This is a genomic window from Brevundimonas fontaquae, assembly GCF_017086445.1.
GTDB lineage: Bacteria > Pseudomonadota > Alphaproteobacteria > Caulobacterales > Caulobacteraceae > Brevundimonas > Brevundimonas fontaquae.
Genome location: NZ_CP070968.1, coordinates 121,417 through 138,370, shown reverse-complemented (window position 1 = coordinate 138,370; position 16,954 = coordinate 121,417). Strand labels below are relative to the sequence as shown.

Here is a 16,954-nt window from a genome sequence, read left to right as displayed (position 1 = left end):
AGCGAATCGGGGCTGAGACTCTTCTCCAGGGACACGAATGGCCGAGGCCGACATCGCCTATGTCGCCACAGCGGGCGCAGCCGGACTGGCCATGGCCGTCAGCGCCTGGGCCTTGCTGCTGCGTGGGCGGTTGCACGAGACCGCCGTCGTTGCCGAGCGCGAGCGGGTCGAGGCCCTGGCCGACCTCAGCCGCCATGACGCCATGCTGCGCGCCTTCGACGACGTCAGCCTGGCCCTGACGCCGGACGGGCAGGCGGCCGGTCTGCCGATCGGTTCGGCCGAACTGATCGCGCGGCTGGCGGGCGACGATGACGACGCCGGAGCGGCCGTCCTGAACAAACTCCGGATCACCCACGGCGCGCTGATCGACGCCCTGGTTCACGAAGGTCAGGCGTTCGAAGGTCTGGTCGCGCTGGACGATGTGGAGCCCTGGCGGATCGAGGGCCGGGTGGCGGGCGGTTCGGCCTGGCTGCGGCTGTCGCCCGCGTCGCGCTTCACCTTGACCGGGGCGGATGCGACAGAAAGCGGCCTGGCCCTGTTGGGCGACGCCTCGCCCACCCCGACCTGGGTCGTGGACGGGACCGGCAAGCTGGCCTGGGCCAACCGCGCCTGGCTGAACGAGACCAATGCGGAGAGCATTGACGACGCCGTCGAAAAGGGCGTGTCTTTCGACCGCGGCGCCGACGCCCTGGTCGCCGAGGCCGCGCGGCTGGGCGTGCGACAGGAGGGCTTCCGCTGGACGACCGGCGGGGGCGCGCGGCGCGCCTGGCGCATCATCGCCGAGCCGGCGGGCGGCGGCGCCGTCACCGCCTTCGCCATCGAGGTGACCGAGGCGGAAGAGACGCGCGACACCCTGCGCCGCCACGTCGACGCCCATGACGAGACGCTGAACCACCTGGCCGACGCCGTCGCGATCTTCGGCCCGCAGAAGCGGCTGGCCTTCCACAACACCGCCTTCCAGACCCTGTTCGACATCGACGCGGCCTGGCTGGACGAACGTCCGACCCATGCGGAGCTGCTGGACCGCCTGCGCCAGCGTCGCAGCCTGCCCGAGGTCGTCGACTACGCCGGCTGGAAGGCGCGGGAGCTGGAGTTCTATGGCGCGTCAGAGGCTTCGCCCGACGACAGCTGGTCCCTGCCGGACGGGCGCACCTTGCGCGTCGTGCGCCAGCCGCACCCGCTGGGCGGCATTCTGCTGATCTTCTCGGACATCACCGACGAGCTGAAGCTGCGCAGCCGCTTCAACGCCCAGATCCAGGTCCAGCGCGCGACGCTGGACAAGCTGAACGACGCGGTCGCCGTGTTCGGCTCGGACGGCCGACTGCGGCTGCATAATGAGGCGTTCGAGACCTTCTGGAACCTGTCGGCGGACAAGATCGCGACGGCCTCGGACTTCGACGCCCTAGCCGAACTGTGCAAGGCCGTGCTGCCCGATCCCGCCCTGTGGCTGGGGCTGAAGGCGCGCGTCGCCGATCCCGACCCCGAAAGCCGCGTCGCCATCTCCGGCGAGGGCCGGACCGTGGACGGTCGCGTCGCCGCCTGGCAGACCCGCCCCCTGCCGGACGGCGCGACCCTGGTCGCCTTCTCGGACGTGACCGCGCGACGCGGGCTGGAGCAGGCGCTGGTGCAGCGCGAACAGGCCTTGGCCGAAAGCCAGGCGCTGAAGCGCGAGTTCGTGGGCAGCGTCTCGTATGAGCTGCGCACGCCGCTGACGACCATCGTCGGTTATTCCGAACTGCTGGAGACGATGGGCGACCTGCCCGAGCGCAGCCGCCAGCACGCAGGCGCCATCCGCATCGCCGCCAGCCAACTGGCCCGCTCCATCGACGACGTGCTGGACATGGCCCAGATCGACGCCGGAGAGATGGAGCTGTCGCTGGGCGATCTGCGGGTCTGCGACCTGCTGAGCCAGGCCGCCGAAAAGGTTCGGGCGCGGGTCGAGGGACGCGGCGCCACACTCACCGTTTCCTGTCCTGCCGATCTCAAACCCATCCGCGCCGACGAACACCGCATCGGCCAGGCGCTGGATCATCTGCTGGAGAATGCGGCGCGCGCCGTGTCCGAAGGCGGGGCGGTGGAGCTGAAGGCCGAGACCGGCCCGTCCGAAATCCGCCTGACGGTGTCCGACACCGGGCGCGGCATTCCCTATCATCTGCAGGCCCACGTTTTCGACCGCTTCGTGCGGCGCGAGCGCGGCGGTCCCGGCGTGGGTCTGGCCTTGGTGAAGGCCCTGGTCGAACTGCACGGCGGCTGGGCCGAGGTCGAAAGCGAGCCGGGCAAGGGCGCCGCCTTCATCCTGCATCTGCCGCTGGGCGCCGCGACGACCGCCGCCGCGCCCGAGCTTCAGCTGGAACTCTAGCGCCGCGAAGCCTTCGAGGCATCCCGCGCCGGGCCGAACTCGGCGCCGGCGTTCCATTCCGGCCATTGGTCGCCGTCCGCCAGTTCGCGACCGACCGCGTAGATCAGGGCGACATCGGCGGCGGCGGCGTCCATCGTCCAGGTCGAGTCCCATTCGTCGGTGGGCTGATGATAGCGGTTCTGGACGTAGTCGCGGCTGGCGGCGCTGGCGCCGGTGAAGCCCGCCGCCGGGAACAGGGCCGGTACGCCCTTCAGCGCCAGGGGGAAATGGTCCGAACGATAGAAGGCTCCGGCCTGGGGCGCCGGATCGGCGATCAGGGTGCGGCTCGTCTCGGTCGCATGGCGCGCCAGAATGTCGTCCAACTGATTCTTGCCCTTGCCGATGACGACGACGTTCGGGTCGATCTCGGCCCCGGGCAGCAGGCTGTCGACGTTGATGTTGGCGACCGAGGTCTCCAGCGGCCAGACTGGATTGGCGGCGTAATAGGTTGAGCCCAAGAGGCCCGCCTCCTCGCCCGACCAGGCGGCGAAGACGACCGACCGTTTGGGGCGCGGACCTTCGGCGAAGGCGTGGACCAGTTCCAGCAAGGCCGCGACGCCGGTCGCATTGTCCACCGCCGCATTATAAATCTTGTCGCCCTGGGCGTTCGGCGTGCCGACGCCGTAACCGTCCCAGTGGGCGCCGTACATGACGGTTTCGTCCGGGCGTTCGGAGCCGGGAATGCGGGCGATGACGTTCTTGGTCTCCACCTTGTCGGCGATCTGGCCGAAATCGACGCTCATCGTCAGGCCGGGCAGGACGACGGGCTTGAAATCGCCGCTGCGCGCGCTGTCCTTCAGGGCCGCGAAATCAAGGCCGGCAGCGGTGAACAGCTCTTCCGCCTTGGCGCGCTGGATCCAGCCCTGGAACGCAGCACGCTCGGCGTCGGGGTTGGCGCGCACGATGTCGAACTTGGGCGCGGCCGATGAGTTCTGCAGCGTCGACCAGGGATAGCCCGCGCCGGCCGTCTCATGCACCACCAGCACGCCCGCGGCACCGCGACGACCCGCCTCCTGGAACTTGTAGGTCCAGCGGCCATAGAAGGTCATGGCGTTTCCGTCGAACTTGCCTGCGACCGGGTCGCCGTCGGGCGCCTGGAAGTCGGGATCGTTGACCAGGGCGACGATGATCTTGCCGCGAACGTCCACGTCCTTGAAATCGTCCCACTGGCGCTCGGGCGCCGTGGCGCCGTAGCCGACGAAGACCACGGGGGCGTCGGTCACCGTGATGTGGTTGGTCGGTCGGTCGCTGGACACCAGAACGTCGGGACCGCGCTCCAGGCTGATGGTCTTGCCGCCAACGGTCGCGGCGACGGTCGCCGGACCGTCCTGGCGCGTGCGCGAAAGATGAGCGACTTGGACGAAGGCGCCGTCCGGCCCGCCGCCCTCGGCCCCCGCGGCTTTGAACTGTTCGACTAGCCAGGCGACCGTCTTTTCCTCGCCGGCCGAGGCGGGGGCGCGGCCTTCGAAATCGTCCGACGCCAGAATCCGAACCGACTCATTCATCCGCGCGGCGTCGATGTTCGGCGCCGTCTCCTGCGCCAGGACCGGGGACCAGGCCATCATCAATGCGAGGATGGAAACGGCGGGTAAGGCGTGGCGCATCGGATACTCCTGATCGAACCACGCGACCCTGCCTTTCTCAGTTCCGGCTGTCGAGCCAGTCGATGACGCCCTCGGCTGCGACGACGGCGGAGGCGAAGCTGGCCTGAAGCAGATAGCCGCCTGTCGGCGCCTCCCAATCCAGCATCTCGCCGGCGACGAAGACACCCGGTCGCGCCGCCAGCATCAGCCGTTCGTCCACGCCGTCCAACACCACGCCGCCCGCCGAGGAAATCGCCCGTTCGAGTCCCTGAACGCCGCTCAGGGTCAGCGGCATGGCCTTGATCCGTTCGGCCAAGGCCCGAGGCGAGGCGGGCAGGGGGGCCGCCTCATACAGCAGGGCGACGGCGGCCGACTCCAGTCCGACAACCTTGCGCAGATGGTTCGACAAGCTGGCCTTGCCGCGCGGCTTCGACAGACGGTCGGTCAGTTTTCCGACCGCCACATCCGGCTTCAGGTCGATCTGGATCTCGGCGCGCCCCTCCGTCTCGACCGTCGTCCTGAGCGCGGCGGACAGCGCATAGATGGCGCCGCCCTCGATGCCGTAGCGGGCGATCATCGCCTCGCCCCGCGCCGTCCGGTCGCCATGGGTGACAGCGACGCCTTTCAGCGGCTGGCCCGCGAACCGATCACGGAACAGCGCCGACCAGGTCACATCGAAGCCGACATTGGCCGGTCGGAAAGGCGACACTGACGCGCCCTGCGCTTCCAGCCAAGGCGCCCAGGCCCCGTCCGAACCCAGACGCGGCCAGCTGGCGCCGCCCAAAGCCAGGACCACAGCGTCGGGTCGTTCCAGCCTCTCGCCCTCCGGCGTCTCGAACGCCAGCGCGCCGTCGCGCCAACCAGTCCAGCGCGAGCGCGTGCGGATATCGACCCCCTGCGTCTCAAGCCGCGCGAGCCAGGCCCGTACCAGGGGCGACGCCTTCATGGCCTTGGGAAACACCCGCCCGCTTGAGCCGACGAAGGTTTCCTGCCCCAGGGCCTCGACCCAGTCGGTCAGGTCGGCAGGCGTGAACCGATCGATCCAGGCGGCGGCCGTCGGCTGGGCGGGACCATAGCGCGTCATGAACCGGTCCAGCGGTTCCGAATGGGTCAGGTTCAGCCCGCCGCGTCCGGCCATCAGCAGCTTGCGGGCCACGGACGGCATCCGGTCGTGCACCACGACCGCCACCCCTGCCTGCGCCAGCCGTTCGGCCGCCATCAATCCGGCGGGACCGGCGCCGATCACATGAACGGTGCGAGAGGTCGTAAGACTGGGCGACTGTTGCATGGCGTGGCTTTGCGCGCTTGCGGCCGCGCTGGCTATAGGCGTCGTCGTCGCTATGTTCCGTGTCATGAGCGTTGCCTTCACCCGCGAAGAAGATCTGGAAGCCACCGCCGCCGACCTGGCGGACCGCCCGATCTCGCCCCATCCCAATCTGGTCACGCCCGAGGGGCTGGCCGCGATCGAGGCCGAACTGGCCTCGGCCCGCGCCGCCTATACCGCCGCCCAGGTGCAAGGCTCGATCGAGAGCGACCGCACCGCCATGGCGCGCGCGACGCGGGACCTCCGCTACTGGTCCGCACGGCGCGCTTCGGCCCAACTGATCGCGCCGACCGAGGACGATGGGGCCGTGCGGTTCGGGGGTTCCGTCTCCATCGAGCGCGAGGATGGGCGCGCCCAGACCTGGCGCATCGTCGGCGAAGACGAGGCCGATCCGGCCGCAGGCTCGGTCAGCCATGTCTCGCCCCTCGCCCGCGCCGTCATGGGCAAAAGGGTCGGCGACGAGGTGACGGTGGCCGGTCAGTCGGCCGAGATCGTCGCGGTCGGCTAGACCTCAGTTCTGGGCGTCTTCGTCGCCCAGCATATCCCGCATCATGTCCAGGATCAGCTTCTGCTTGCGCGCGGGCAGGCGCGGCGCCAGGCGGGTGATCTCGACGCTGGTCTTGGTCGGGCGGTGCTCGTGGTCGAAGGCGGTCGCCTCTTCGGCGACGCCGACCGTCGCGCTGCTGTAACCGTCGAAGAAGAAGGGGATGCCGACCTTCATGAACTCGGCCATTTCGAACAGTTTCGAGGCCGAGACGCGGTTCGTGCCCTTCTCGTACTTTTGCACCTGCTGAAAGCTGACGCCGACGGCCTTGGCGAGGGCGGTCTGGGTCAGACCGAGGTCCAGACGCTTTTCCTGAACGCGACGGCCGACATGGCGATCGACAGGATGCGGATCCTCGTCCTTTTCACGCGCCATGACGTCCCCCGAAATGCTCAAATCGCTGCGCCGTTCGAGCGAACCCTAGATCGTAAAATCAACGGCCACAAGGATAGGACGAGCGCTGCCGCAAAGCCGATGAAGAACAGAAGGTCGCCGAATCGACCGTAGGGCGTGACGCCCGTCGGACGGGGCAGGGGGGCGTCGATAACGCCCATGACGCCGGGGTCCAGCCGTTGCCCGTCGACGATTCGTCCCCACGGGTCGATCATGGCCGAAATGCCGGTCGGGGTGGCCCGCGCGATGGGCAGACCGGTCTCGATCGCGCGATAGCTGGCCAGGTTCAGGTGCTGGCGCGGGCCCGAGGTCGCGCCGAACCAGGCGTCGTTTGACGCATTGACGATCCACTCGGGCCGCCCGGTCGCGCCGGGCGTGAAGCCGGGATAGAGGCTCTCATAGCAGATCAGCACCTGGGCTGGCGGGGCGCCGGGAACAGAGATCGGGGCCGGCGTCGGTCCGGCGGAAAAGTCGCTGGGCATATGCACCAGGCTGCGCAGGCCGATGGAGGTCATGATCGACCCCAAGGGCAGGTATTCGCCGAACGGCACCAGCCGGTGCTTGTCATAGACGGCGGCGACCCTCAGGCCCGCCCCGCCTTCGTCGGCCAGGGCGAACAGGCTGTTGTAATAGCGCGCGCCCTCAGGCGCGGTCAGGTCCGGCTCGGCGCGCGCCAGGCCCATCAGCAGGGTCTGTCCGGGACGCAGGGCGCCCGCGATGGCTTGGGCGTCGGCTGACGCGAAAACGTCGTTGGCCGAGGCGGGCAGGGCGCCTTCAGGCCAGACCACGACATTGGGCGTCCGCGTCGCCGCCTGACCGGTCAGGGCGACATAGCGATCGACAATGGAGCGATAGGCCTCGGGCGACCATTTGGTTTCCTGCTTCACATCGGCCTGAACGAGGCGCACGACCGTGTCGGTGAACTGAAGATCCGATTGCGCCAATCTGACAGCGCCGAACCCGCCGACGGCGATCAGGGCCAAGGCGCCCAAGCCCGTAGAGATCAGGCGGCTGCGCTTGTCTCCCGGTCCGATCAAAGGCGCGAAGGCCGCCGTGGCCGCGACCGTTACAAGGCTCAGCCCATAGACGCCGACGACCGAGGCGAACTGGGACATGCCGCCGCCCGCGCGCCAGGTCGCGCCGGCCGGATTCCAGGGAAAGCCCGTCAGCACATGGCCGCGCAGCCATTCGGCGGCGCAGAACAGGGCGGCGAACAACAGCACCCGCACGGCGCCCAGCGGCGCGAACTGACGATAGAGGGCGCAGGCCGTTCCCCAGAACAGCCCAAGGCCCGCCGGCAGCAGGCTGGCCGCAAACGGCGCCATCCACGCCTGTTCAGGATTGATGAAAAACGCCTCGGCCACCCACCAGCAGCCGACGAAGAAATAGGCGAACCCCGCCAGCCACCCCATCCAGAAGGCGCCGCGCGCTGTGTCGGACCGCTCCGACAGGATCATAAGCAGCGGATAGCCCAAAAGCCCGATCAGCACTCCGAACGGCGGATGGGCGAAGGCCGTCCCGGCGCCGGCCAGCAGCGCCAGAACGATGCGGATCAGCCGCCACGTCAGGGCGCGTTTCCTGTCGGGGAGGGCGCGGATCGGGGCCGCGAAACGGTCCAGCAGGGCATCGGGGAACATCGGATCAGTCCTGCTTGGCGAGATAGGGGTCCGCGACGCCGATCTGGGCCAGGATTTCGCGCTCCTCAGCCTCCATCTCCTCGGCCTCGGCGTCGTCTTCGTGGTCGCGGCCCAAGAGGTGCAGCACGCCGTGGACGACCAGATGGCTTAGATGATCGGCCAGGGTCTTGCCCTGCGCTTCGGCCTCGGTCGCACAGACGCCGTAAGCCAGGACGATGTCGCCCAGATGCGGAAAGGCGTTCTCCGGCGCCGGGAAGGACAGGACATTGGTCGGCCTGTCCTTGTCGCGAAACCGGCCGTTCAGCTCGCGCACGGCGGCGTCGTCAGTCAGCAGGACGACGATATCGCCCTCCACCGTGCCAAGCGCGGCCTGCGCCGCGCGCTCCACGATGGCCTCGACGTCCGGCAGGACGCCGGTCCAGGCCTCCGCCTCGACTTCAATCTCGATCATGCGGGGTCTTCGAGGTCCGGGGCGGGGCGTCCGCGCGCAGCGTCGGCGTCATAGGCGCGCACGATCCGCTCGACCATGGCGTGACGCACCACGTCGGACGCCTCGAACTTCAGGATGCCGACGCCCTGAACCCCGTCCAGTATCCGCAGGGCGTGGGCCAGACCGGAATCGCGCGGGTTCAGCAGGTCGATCTGCGACGGATCGCCCGTCACAACCATCCGCGCGCCCTCGCCCAAGCGCGTCAGCACCATCTTCATCTGCAGACGACTGGTGTTCTGCGCTTCATCGACAATGACGAAGGCATGGCTGAGCGTGCGGCCGCGCATGAAGGCGATCGGGGCGGCTTCGATCTCGCCCTTGTCGCGACGCCGCTGCACGTCCTCGGCGCCCAGAATGTCATTCAGCGCCTCCCAGATCGGCGCCAGATAGGGATCGACCTTTTCGTTCAGGTCGCCGGGCAGGAAGCCCAGCTTCTCGCCCGCCTCGACCGCCGGGCGGGTAATGACCAGCCGGTCCACCTGCCCGCGCCGCAGCAGCGATGCGCCATAGGCCGCCGCCAAAAAGGTCTTGCCGGTGCCCGCCGGGCCGACGCCGAAGCTCAGTTCGCACCGGCCCAGCATGTCCAGATAGGCGGCCTGCGCCTTTGTCTTGGGCACGATGGCGCCGCGCTTGCCGCCCGGCAGCGACACGCCCGCCGCCGCCATGCCCGGCGTGCCGCGACCGCCGCGCGCCTGGCCCAGCGCCGCGCGGACGTCGGCCTCGGTGACTTCGGCGCCCAGGGCCGCGCGCTTGGCCAGATCCTCGATCACCTGGCGGGCGTCCGTGCGGTCGCGTGCGCCGCCGTTGACGGAGACCCCGCCGCCCGGGGCCTCGACCAGCACCTTGAACGCGTCTTCGATCAGGGCGACGTGGCGACTGTTCGGCCCGATGACCGCCCGCAGTTCGGCATCGTTCAAGGGGACGAATTCAGACTCACGCGCCATCAAGCGGCCTTTTCTCTTTGGGCTGTCGCCGAGCCTGCGCGACCCGGCTGTTTGAGCCCGTCTGCTATGAGCCGGCCCGACAGACTGTTCTGCTGGCCGGCGATGATCTCGACCGGAACGATCTGCCCGATCAGATGATCCGCGTCATCGACGTGGACCGATTGAAGATATGGGGATCGACCGATCGCTTGGCGACGGTGGCCGTGCCGTCCCGGCTTGTCGAACAGCACGTTCAGCGTCCGGTTGGCCTGCGCCGCGTTGAAAGCAGTCTGCTGTTCCGTCAGCAGGGCGATCAGACGATGCAGTCGATCCTTGACGATTTCCGGCTCGACCTGTTTGCCCATGCCCGCCGCCGGCGTGCCCGGCCGCGACGAATAGGCGAAGGCGAACGCCCCCGCGTAGTTCACACGCCGCACCAGATCCAGCGTGTCCTCGAACTCCCGATCCGTCTCACCCGGGAAGCCGACAATGAAATCGCCCGCGATGGCGATATCCGGCCGCGCGGCGCGGATTCGGTCGATCAGGTCGAAATATTTCTGACGCCCGTGTTTGCGGTTCATCGCCCGCAAAATCCGATCCGACCCCGCCTGAACCGGAAGGTGCAGATAGGGCATCAGGGCGTCCAGATCGCCATGCGCGGCGATCAACTCATCGGCCATGTCGTTGGGATGGCTGGTCGTATAGCGGATGCGGTCCAGGCCGGGGATCTCGGCCAAGGCATAGGCCAGTTCGGCCAGGGTCGCCTTGCGCCCGTCCGGCCGCTCGCCGTCATAGGCGTTGACGTTCTGGCCCAGCAGGGTGACCTCGCGCACGCCTCGATCCGCCAACTGCCGCGCCTCTTCCAGCACCGCCGCCATCGGCCGCGACCACTCCGCGCCGCGCGTATAGGGCACGACGCAGAAGGTGCAGAACTTGTCGCAACCCTCCTGCACCGTCAGGAAGGCGGTCGGCCCCTCGGTGAAGCGGGCCGCAGGCAGGGCGTCGAACTTGTCGTCGGGAGCGAAGTCGGCGCCGATCCGCTCGCCCCGCGCCCGCGCCGTGCGGGTCAGAAGCTCGGGCAACTGGTGATAGGCCTGGGGACCGACGACGATATCGACGGCCGGCTGGCGACGCATGATCTCCTCGCCCTCGGCCTGGGCGACGCAGCCGGCGACGGCGATGGTCAGGTCTCCGCCGGTCTCGCGCCGGATGTCGCGCATCTCGCGCAGCTTGCCGAGCTCGGAATAGATCTTCTCGGCCGCCTTTTCGCGGATGTGGCAGGTGTTCAGGATGACGAAGTCGGCGGCCTTCACGTCGTCGGTGACGCCATAACCCAGCGGGCGCAGCACATCGGCCATGCGCTCGGAGTCATAGACGTTCATCTGACAGCCGTAGGTCTTGATGAACAGACGCTTTTCGGGCGCCGTCTCGACTTGAGGAACCAGGGTCTCGGTCATCGTGGGCTTATGATCGCCCGCAAGCGTCGCGACAAGCCGAGCGTCAGCCCGCATCCACATCGGCGGGATCGACGCGCGCCGCGTGGCGGGTGAAGATCAGACCTTCGCGCTTGGACGGCTCTGCGCCTTCGATGGCCACACCGTAAAGCTCCAGCTTGTGGCCGATCAGCTGGAAGCCCAGCCGCTCCGCGATCTCGTTCTTCAGCCGCTCGATCTCGGCGTCGAAGAATTCGATCACCTCACCCGACTTGGTGTCGATCAGGTGGTCGTGGTGATCGTCGCCGGCCTCTTCATAGCGGCTGCGGCCGTCGCCGAAATCATGCTTCTCGACCACGCCCGCCTCTTCGAACAGGCGCACGGTGCGATAGACGGTGGCGATGGAGATGTGCGGATCGATGGCCGAGGCGCGGCGATACAGCTCCTCGACATCCGGGTGGTCCGCGGCGTTGGACAGCACCCGGGCGATCACCCGGCGCTGTTCGGTCATACGCATGCCGCGCTCGGCGCAGAGTTTTTCGATCCGGTCCATGCGCCTAGAATAGGGGCTTGGATCGCATCAGGGAAGCGTCAGGTTGGCGTCAGGCGCACAGAGGTCGCGACTCATCACCACCGCATCGGTCCGCGATCCGTCGGCCCCCGCATAATAGGCTTTGCGGCGACCGATCGGGTCGAAACCGGTTCGCTCATAAAGGCCGCGCGCGGCGATATTGTCGTCGGCGACCTCCAGGAACAGCCGCGTCGCGCCGGCCTGGACCGCAGCGACGGCCGCCGCCTCGACCAGACGTCGCCCCAGTCCGTGGCGGCGCGCGGATGGCGCCACGGCCAGGGTCAGGATTTCCGCTTCGTCGACCACGGTCCGGATCAGGATGAAGCCGTCGGACTCGCTGACCGCCAGCACGCCTGGCTGCGACAACAGATCGGCGAAGGTGTCGGCGCCCCACGGCGCGGCAAAGGCTTGGGCGTGCAGGGCGGCGAGTGAGGCGGGGTCCGCCGCCGTCATGACGCGAGCTGGCGTGGCTGACCCGGCAGGCGGCTGGGCGGCGTGGCGTCGGGCGCGCGCAGATAGAGCGGACGGGGCGGCTGGGTCGCAGGATCGGCGACGGCGGCCAGGTGCGCCAGCGCTTCCGGCGACGGCGCAACCCGGTCGTCCAGATGCGCGAAGGTCAGGTGGGGAAAGGCCTGCGTCACGACCGCTGCGCCATTGCCGACCAAGGCGACGCCCGGTCCGATGTCGGCGATCCGCCGCGCGGCCTCTTCCACCGACAACGCTTCATCGGGGCCAAGCGGCCCACCGTCGGCGAAGAGGCGCGCATAAACCTGACCGCGCCGCGCATCGATCAGGGCCGCGATGGGGCCGTCGTGATTGGCGAGCGAGGCGGCGAGCGCGTCCAGCGCCGACAGACCGACGACCGGCCGATCCAGCGCCGCGCCCAGACCCTGAGCAAAGGCCAGACCGACGCGCAGACCGGTGAACGAGCCCGGTCCGACCGTGACGCCGATCCGGTCCAGGCTGTCGAAACCGCCGCCCGCCTCGGCCATGACGTCGCGCACCAGGCTGCCGATCCGTTCCTGATGTCCCTTGGTCATCGGCTCGAAGCGCACGGCGAGCGCGCGATCGTCCTCGAACACCGCCGCCGTGCAGGCGCCGAGCGCCGTATCGATCACCAGAAGTCTCATGGGCGTCTTCTAGGCGGCGCGTTGCAGAACCGCCACCGCGTCCGGATCAGAGGGTCTGCTCGACCCGCGTCACCTCGGGCACATAGTGGCGCATCATCTGCTCGACCCCGGCCTTCAAGGTCGCCGACGACGACGGGCAGCCGGCGCAGGCGCCGCGCATCCGCAGGTTCAGCACGCCGGTCGCCTCGTCAAAGGAATCGAACAGGATGTCGCCGCCGTCCTGGGCTACGGCGGGTCGGATGCGGCTGTCCAGCAGGGCCTTGATCTCGGCGACGATCTCGCTGTCGTCCTCGGCATGGCCGTCGTTTTCGCCGCCGGCGCCGCGCGTCAGCGCCTGACCCGAGACGAAGTGATCCATGACGACGCCCAGGATCGGCGCCTTCATCTCCGACCATTCCGGCCCCTGGGGCTGACGGGTGACGGAAACGTAGTCCGCGCCGAAGAAGACGCCGTCGACGCCTTCCAGCTCGAACAAGGCCTCAGCCAGCGGAGAGGCCGTCGCCTCGTCGATGGTGCGGTATTCCAGCGCGACGGTCGGCGAGACATCGCGGCCGGGCAGGAACTTCAGCACGTTCGGATTGGGCGTGGGTTCGGTCTGGATGAACATGGGCGGGAGATGCGCTCGCCCCCGCCCCGTTGCAAGACCCGAGCGGAACCTAGCGCCGCTTCAACCCGCCCAGCAGACCGCGCATCAGCTCGCGGGTCAGGGTCGACCCGGCCGTGCGCAGGACCGATTTGGTCAGGGCCTCGACCGGGGTTTCGCGGGTGGATCGACGCGCAGGCTTCGCGGCCTCGCGCGACGCCCGCGCTTCGGCTTGAGCCTGAGCCTTCGCCCGCGCTTCGGCGGCCTTCTGATCGGCCTTGGCCTGGATGGCGGCGGCCTTGTCGGCCTCGGCCTGCGCCTTGGCCTGAACTTCAGCCTGATCGGCGGCGCTGTGGCGATTGGCCAGGATTTCGGCGGCGGATTTGCGGTTCAGCACCTGCTCGTAAAGGCCCCGCACCGGGCTGGCGGCCATGACGGCGGCGCGCTCAGTATCGGTCGCGGGACCCAGGCGCGAGGCCGGCGGGCGGATCTTGGTGCGGGCCACGATGGTCGGCGCGCCCTTTTCGTCCAGCACGGACACCAGGGCCTCGCCCACGCCCAGACCCTGAATGGCCTCGGCCGTGTCGAAGGCGGCGTTGGCTCGGAAACTCTGCGAGGCGGCCTTCAGCCCCTTCTGCTCGGACGGTGTATAGGCGCGAAGCGCGTGCTGGATGCGGTTGCCCAGCTGGGCCAAGACGCTGTCGGGGATATCGGCCGGATTTTGCGTCACGAAATAGACCCCGACGCCTTTTGACCGGATCAGGCGCACGACCTGTTCGACCTTTTCCAAAAGGGCGCGCGGGGCGTCGTTGAACAGCAAGTGCGCCTCGTCGAAGAAGAAGACCAGGCGCGGCTTTTCCGGATCGCCCACCTCGGGAAGCTGCTCGAACAGCTCCGACAGCAGCCACAGCAGGAAGGCCGCATACAGGCGCGGACTGTTCATCAGCCGGGTCGAATCCAGCACATTGACCTGGCCCCGGCCGTCCAGGCCGACGCGGATCATGTCTTCCAGCTTCAGCGCCGGTTCGCCGAAGAAGGCGTCGCCGCCCTGCTGCTCGACCTGCAACAGCGCGCGCTGGATGGCGGCGATGGAGGCGGGGGCGACGTTGCCGACCTCGCGCCCGATCCGCTCGGCGTTCTCACCGACATAGACCAGCAGGCTTCTCAGATCGTCGAGGTCCAGCAGCAGCAGACCTTCCTTGTCCGCGACGTGGAAGACGACGGTCAGCACGCCCTCCTGCACGTCGTTCAGGTTCAGCATCCGCGCCATCAGCACCGGGCCGATTTCCGACACGGTGGTGCGGATCGGATGTCCCTTCTGCCCGTACAGGTCCCAGAAGACGGTGGGGGCGGCGCGCGGCGTCAGGGTCAGGCCCATCTCGGCTGCGCGGGCGATCAGCTTCTCATTCGGCGCACCCACCTGGGAGATGCCCGACAGGTCGCCCTTCACATCGGCGCAGAAGACCGGCACCCCGGCGTCGGAAAAGCCCTGGGCCATGATCTGCAGCGTGACCGTCTTGCCTGTCCCGGTCGCGCCGGCGACGACGCCGTGGCGGTTGGCGCGGTTGAACAACAGGTTTTCCGGCTGGGCGGCGTCGGACTGGCCGAGGAACAGGCCGGGCAGGGCGTCGGGCATTGGGGTCTCCGATGGGGCTCCGGCAAAGGTCTAGCGCGTTCCCCGCGCGCTCGGAACAGCGATTGACGGCGACGGCGGGCGGTTCGACAACACGGTCATGAAAAACCCCATCGCCACGCCGTCCTCGGTCGCCGCTCGCAATGCTCTCGGCGTCATCGCCACGGTGGCGGCCGGGGCGGCGATCTACTGGCTGCGGGACATTCTGACGCCGCTGGCGATGGCCATCTTTCTCTTGATCATGATCGATGGGGTGAAGCGGTCGGTCGAGGCGCGCACGCCGTTGAACAGCCGCATGGCCGGGATCGCGGCCCTGACGCTGGTGGTGCTGGCCTTCTTCGCCTCCATCGCCATCATCGTGAACGGGGCGGCGGGCTTCTTCGGCGAGGCGTCCGGCGTGTCCCAGAACATCGGCCCGCGCATCGATCAGATAATTCGCGACGCCTATGGGCTGGTGCGTCTGGCCAATCCGCCCACGGCGCAGGATTTGATCAACGGCGTCGATGTGCGCGGCTGGCTGACCTCCATGGCTTTCCAGGTGCAGGGCATCGCCTCGGGCGCCTTTTTCGTCCTGATCTATCTGGGCTTTCTCCTGGCCTCTCAGGTTGGGTTCCGGCGCAAGATCATCGCCATGTTCCCGTCCGAGGCCCAGCGCGACGAGGCGGTCGCGGTGTTCCAGCGCGTGCGCGGCGGGGTCGAGGGCTATATCTGGGTGCAGTCGGTGACCGGCGCGATGATCTGCGTCGTCGCCTGGATTCTGATGCGGGCGGTCGGGCTTCAGAATGCCGAGTTCTGGACCTTCGTCATCTTCATCGTCGGCTTCATCCCCGTGCTGGGCGGGGCCGTCGCGGGCCTTGCGCCGCCGCTGTTCGCCCTGGTCCAGTTCGAAAGTTACTGGCCCGCCGCCATCCTGCTGGTGGGGTTGCAGGTCATCCTGTTCGTCGTCGGCAACTTCATCCAGCCGCGCATGCAGGGCGACAACCAGAACATCGACCCGGTCGTGGTGCTGCTTGCCCTGGCCTTCTGGGGCAAGCTGTGGGGCGTGGTCGGCATGTTCCTGTCGACGCCGCTGGCGGTCATGGCCATGGCGATCCTGGCCGAGTTCAAGGGCTCGCGGTGGATGGCGATCCTGCTGTCGGGCGACGGCGAGCCCTATGCGAACGAGGGCAAGACGACCGACAGGCCCAAATCGACCCGCCGCAAACCCAAACCGGAACCCGCAGCGGAGGCCTGATCAGGGCTGCCAGCCGCTGATCTGGTCCGCGTCGCTGTCGCCGGCCAAGGCGCCGCGCGTCTTCTTCACCTCGGCCCAGGCGGCGCGCAGCAGGGCGGGCACACCCTCGCCCGACACGCCGGACACCAGCATGGGACGGCGACCGGCTACGGCCTCCAGTTCAGCGGCCTTCTCCTCGCGCGCCTCGGGCGTCAGGGCGTCGATCTTGTTCAGGGCCAGGATCTCGGCCTTGTCCGCCAGACCCTCGCCATAGGCTTCAAGCTCCCCCCGAATGATACGGTAGGCCTCGACCACGTCGTCCTGGGTGCCGTCGATCAGGTGGATCAGGCTGGCCGAGCGTTCGACGTGACCAAGGAAGCGCGTGCCCAGTCCCGCGCCTTCGCTGGCGCCCTCGATCAGACCGGGAATGTCGGCGATGACGAAACGCTCGGACGGCGACAGGTCCACCATCCCCAGGTTCGGGGCCAGGGTGGTGAACGGATAGTCGGCGATCTTGGGCTTGGCGGCGCTTGCGGCCGACAGGAAGGTCGACTTGCCGGCATTGGGCAGGCCCGCCAGACCGATGTCGGCGATCAGCTTCAGCCGCAGCCAGATCCAGCGCTCTTGCCCTTCCTGACCAGGATTGGCGTAGGTCGGCGCCTGATTGGTCGGTCCCTTGAAGCGTACATTGCCCCAGCCGCCGTTGCCGCCCTTCAGCAGCAGCTCCATCTTGCCTGGCGTATCCATGTCCAGCAGAACCGTTTCCTTGTCCTCGTCCAGCACCTGGGTGCCGACGGGCACCTTCAGATGCACGTCCTCGCCCTTGCCGCCGTGCATCTGGCGCCCCTGGCCGTGGTGGCCGGTCTGGGCCTTGAAATGCTGCTGATAGCGATAGTCGATCAGGGTGTTCAGACCGTCGACCGCCTCGATCCAGACATCCCCGCCCTTGCCGCCGTCGCCGCCGTCCGGCCCGCCGTTCGGGATGAATTTCTCGCGTCGAAACGACACGGAGCCCGCGCCGCCGTTGCCGGAGCGGATATAGATCTTGGCCTGGTCGAGGAACTTCATCGCGGGCTTATGCCGCAGAAGCGCGGCGAAT

Annotated in this window: 16 protein-coding genes; 3 read left to right on the top strand and 13 right to left on the bottom strand. The window is 68.4% G+C overall.

What is annotated here, in order from left to right; translation table 11 throughout:
* Window positions 1-37 precede the first annotated feature (37 nt).
* Window positions 38-2,359, top strand: a complete 2,322-nt coding sequence (locus tag JX001_RS00685) for a sensor histidine kinase (RefSeq protein WP_205681894.1) — start codon at window positions 38-40, stop codon at window positions 2,357-2,359.
* Here JX001_RS00685 and JX001_RS00680 read toward each other — a convergent pair.
* Both JX001_RS00680 and JX001_RS00675 read right to left on the bottom strand, forming a co-directional pair.
* Complete coding sequence (locus JX001_RS00680; protein ID WP_205681893.1) at window positions 2,356-4,002, bottom strand: M28 family metallopeptidase; 1,647 nt, start codon at window positions 4,000-4,002, stop codon at window positions 2,356-2,358. The two genes, JX001_RS00685 and JX001_RS00680, sit on opposite strands and share 4 nt — an antisense overlap.
* Window positions 4,003-4,039: 37 nt before the next feature.
* Window positions 4,040-5,269 carry a TIGR03862 family flavoprotein gene (locus tag JX001_RS00675; protein ID WP_205681892.1) on the bottom strand — a complete coding sequence of 410 codons (1,230 nt, stop codon included), beginning with the start codon at window positions 5,267-5,269 and terminating at the stop codon, window positions 4,040-4,042.
* Window positions 5,270-5,333: 64 nt separating this feature from the next.
* On the opposite strand from JX001_RS00675, the gene greA reads away from it, so the two are divergent.
* On the top strand, window positions 5,334-5,813 hold the full coding sequence (gene greA, locus JX001_RS00670; RefSeq protein ID WP_026108478.1) for a transcription elongation factor GreA: 480 nt from the start codon (window positions 5,334-5,336) through the stop codon (window positions 5,811-5,813).
* A gap of 3 nt (window positions 5,814-5,816) precedes the next feature.
* On the opposite strand, the gene JX001_RS00665 is transcribed toward greA, so the two are convergent.
* The 10 genes from JX001_RS00665 to JX001_RS00620 are packed head-to-tail and all read right to left on the bottom strand — an operon-like array spanning window position 5,817 to window position 14,645.
* Window positions 5,817-6,224: a helix-turn-helix domain-containing protein gene (locus tag JX001_RS00665; RefSeq protein WP_205683019.1), complete on the bottom strand. Its 408-nt coding sequence runs from the start codon at window positions 6,222-6,224 to the stop codon at window positions 5,817-5,819.
* 17 nt (window positions 6,225-6,241) lie between these two features.
* Entirely contained in the window at window positions 6,242-7,879 is a 1,638-nt protein-coding gene (lnt, locus tag JX001_RS00660) for an apolipoprotein N-acyltransferase (RefSeq protein WP_205681891.1), read from the bottom strand.
* A 4-nt stretch (window positions 7,880-7,883) separates the two neighbouring features.
* Window positions 7,884-8,330 (bottom strand): rRNA maturation RNase YbeY, encoded by a 447-nt coding sequence (gene ybeY, locus JX001_RS00655; protein ID WP_205681890.1) that lies wholly within the window; start codon window positions 8,328-8,330, stop codon window positions 7,884-7,886.
* The gene (locus JX001_RS00650) at window positions 8,327-9,313 is read right to left on the bottom strand and encodes a PhoH family protein (protein ID WP_055754567.1); all 987 of its coding nucleotides are present in this window, start codon (window positions 9,311-9,313) and stop codon (window positions 8,327-8,329) included. The genes ybeY and JX001_RS00650 overlap by 4 nt, the downstream gene beginning before the upstream one ends.
* Entirely contained in the window at window positions 9,313-10,749 is a 1,437-nt protein-coding gene (miaB, locus tag JX001_RS00645) for a tRNA (N6-isopentenyl adenosine(37)-C2)-methylthiotransferase MiaB (protein ID WP_241004697.1), read from the bottom strand. Before miaB ends, JX001_RS00650 begins: the two co-directional genes overlap by 1 nt.
* 43 nt (window positions 10,750-10,792) lie before the next feature.
* Window positions 10,793-11,278 (bottom strand): Fur family transcriptional regulator, encoded by a 486-nt coding sequence (locus JX001_RS00640; RefSeq protein ID WP_017505496.1) that lies wholly within the window; start codon window positions 11,276-11,278, stop codon window positions 10,793-10,795.
* Between the two features lie 27 nt (window positions 11,279-11,305).
* A complete protein-coding gene (gene rimI, locus JX001_RS00635; RefSeq protein ID WP_205681889.1) occupies window positions 11,306-11,749 on the bottom strand; it encodes a ribosomal protein S18-alanine N-acetyltransferase in 444 nt (147 codons plus the stop codon).
* Window positions 11,746-12,426 (bottom strand): tRNA (adenosine(37)-N6)-threonylcarbamoyltransferase complex dimerization subunit type 1 TsaB, encoded by a 681-nt coding sequence (gene tsaB / locus JX001_RS00630; protein ID WP_205681888.1) that lies wholly within the window; start codon window positions 12,424-12,426, stop codon window positions 11,746-11,748. The genes rimI and tsaB overlap by 4 nt, the downstream gene beginning before the upstream one ends.
* Window positions 12,427-12,472: 46 nt before the next feature.
* Window positions 12,473-13,033, bottom strand: a complete 561-nt coding sequence (locus tag JX001_RS00625; RefSeq protein ID WP_205681887.1) for a NifU family protein — start codon at window positions 13,031-13,033, stop codon at window positions 12,473-12,475.
* Between the two features lie 49 nt (window positions 13,034-13,082).
* Window positions 13,083-14,645, bottom strand: a complete 1,563-nt coding sequence (locus tag JX001_RS00620) for a helicase HerA-like domain-containing protein (RefSeq protein ID WP_205681886.1) — start codon at window positions 14,643-14,645, stop codon at window positions 13,083-13,085.
* 97 nt (window positions 14,646-14,742) lie between these two features.
* Here JX001_RS00620 and JX001_RS00615 point away from each other — a divergent pair, with 97 nt between their 5' ends.
* Complete coding sequence (locus JX001_RS00615; RefSeq protein ID WP_205681885.1) at window positions 14,743-15,876, top strand: AI-2E family transporter; 1,134 nt, start codon at window positions 14,743-14,745, stop codon at window positions 15,874-15,876.
* Here JX001_RS00615 and obgE read toward each other — a convergent pair whose 3' ends face one another.
* Window positions 15,877-16,923 (bottom strand): GTPase ObgE, encoded by a 1,047-nt coding sequence (gene obgE / locus JX001_RS00610; RefSeq protein WP_205681884.1) that lies wholly within the window; start codon window positions 16,921-16,923, stop codon window positions 15,877-15,879.
* Window positions 16,924-16,954 lie beyond the last annotated feature (31 nt).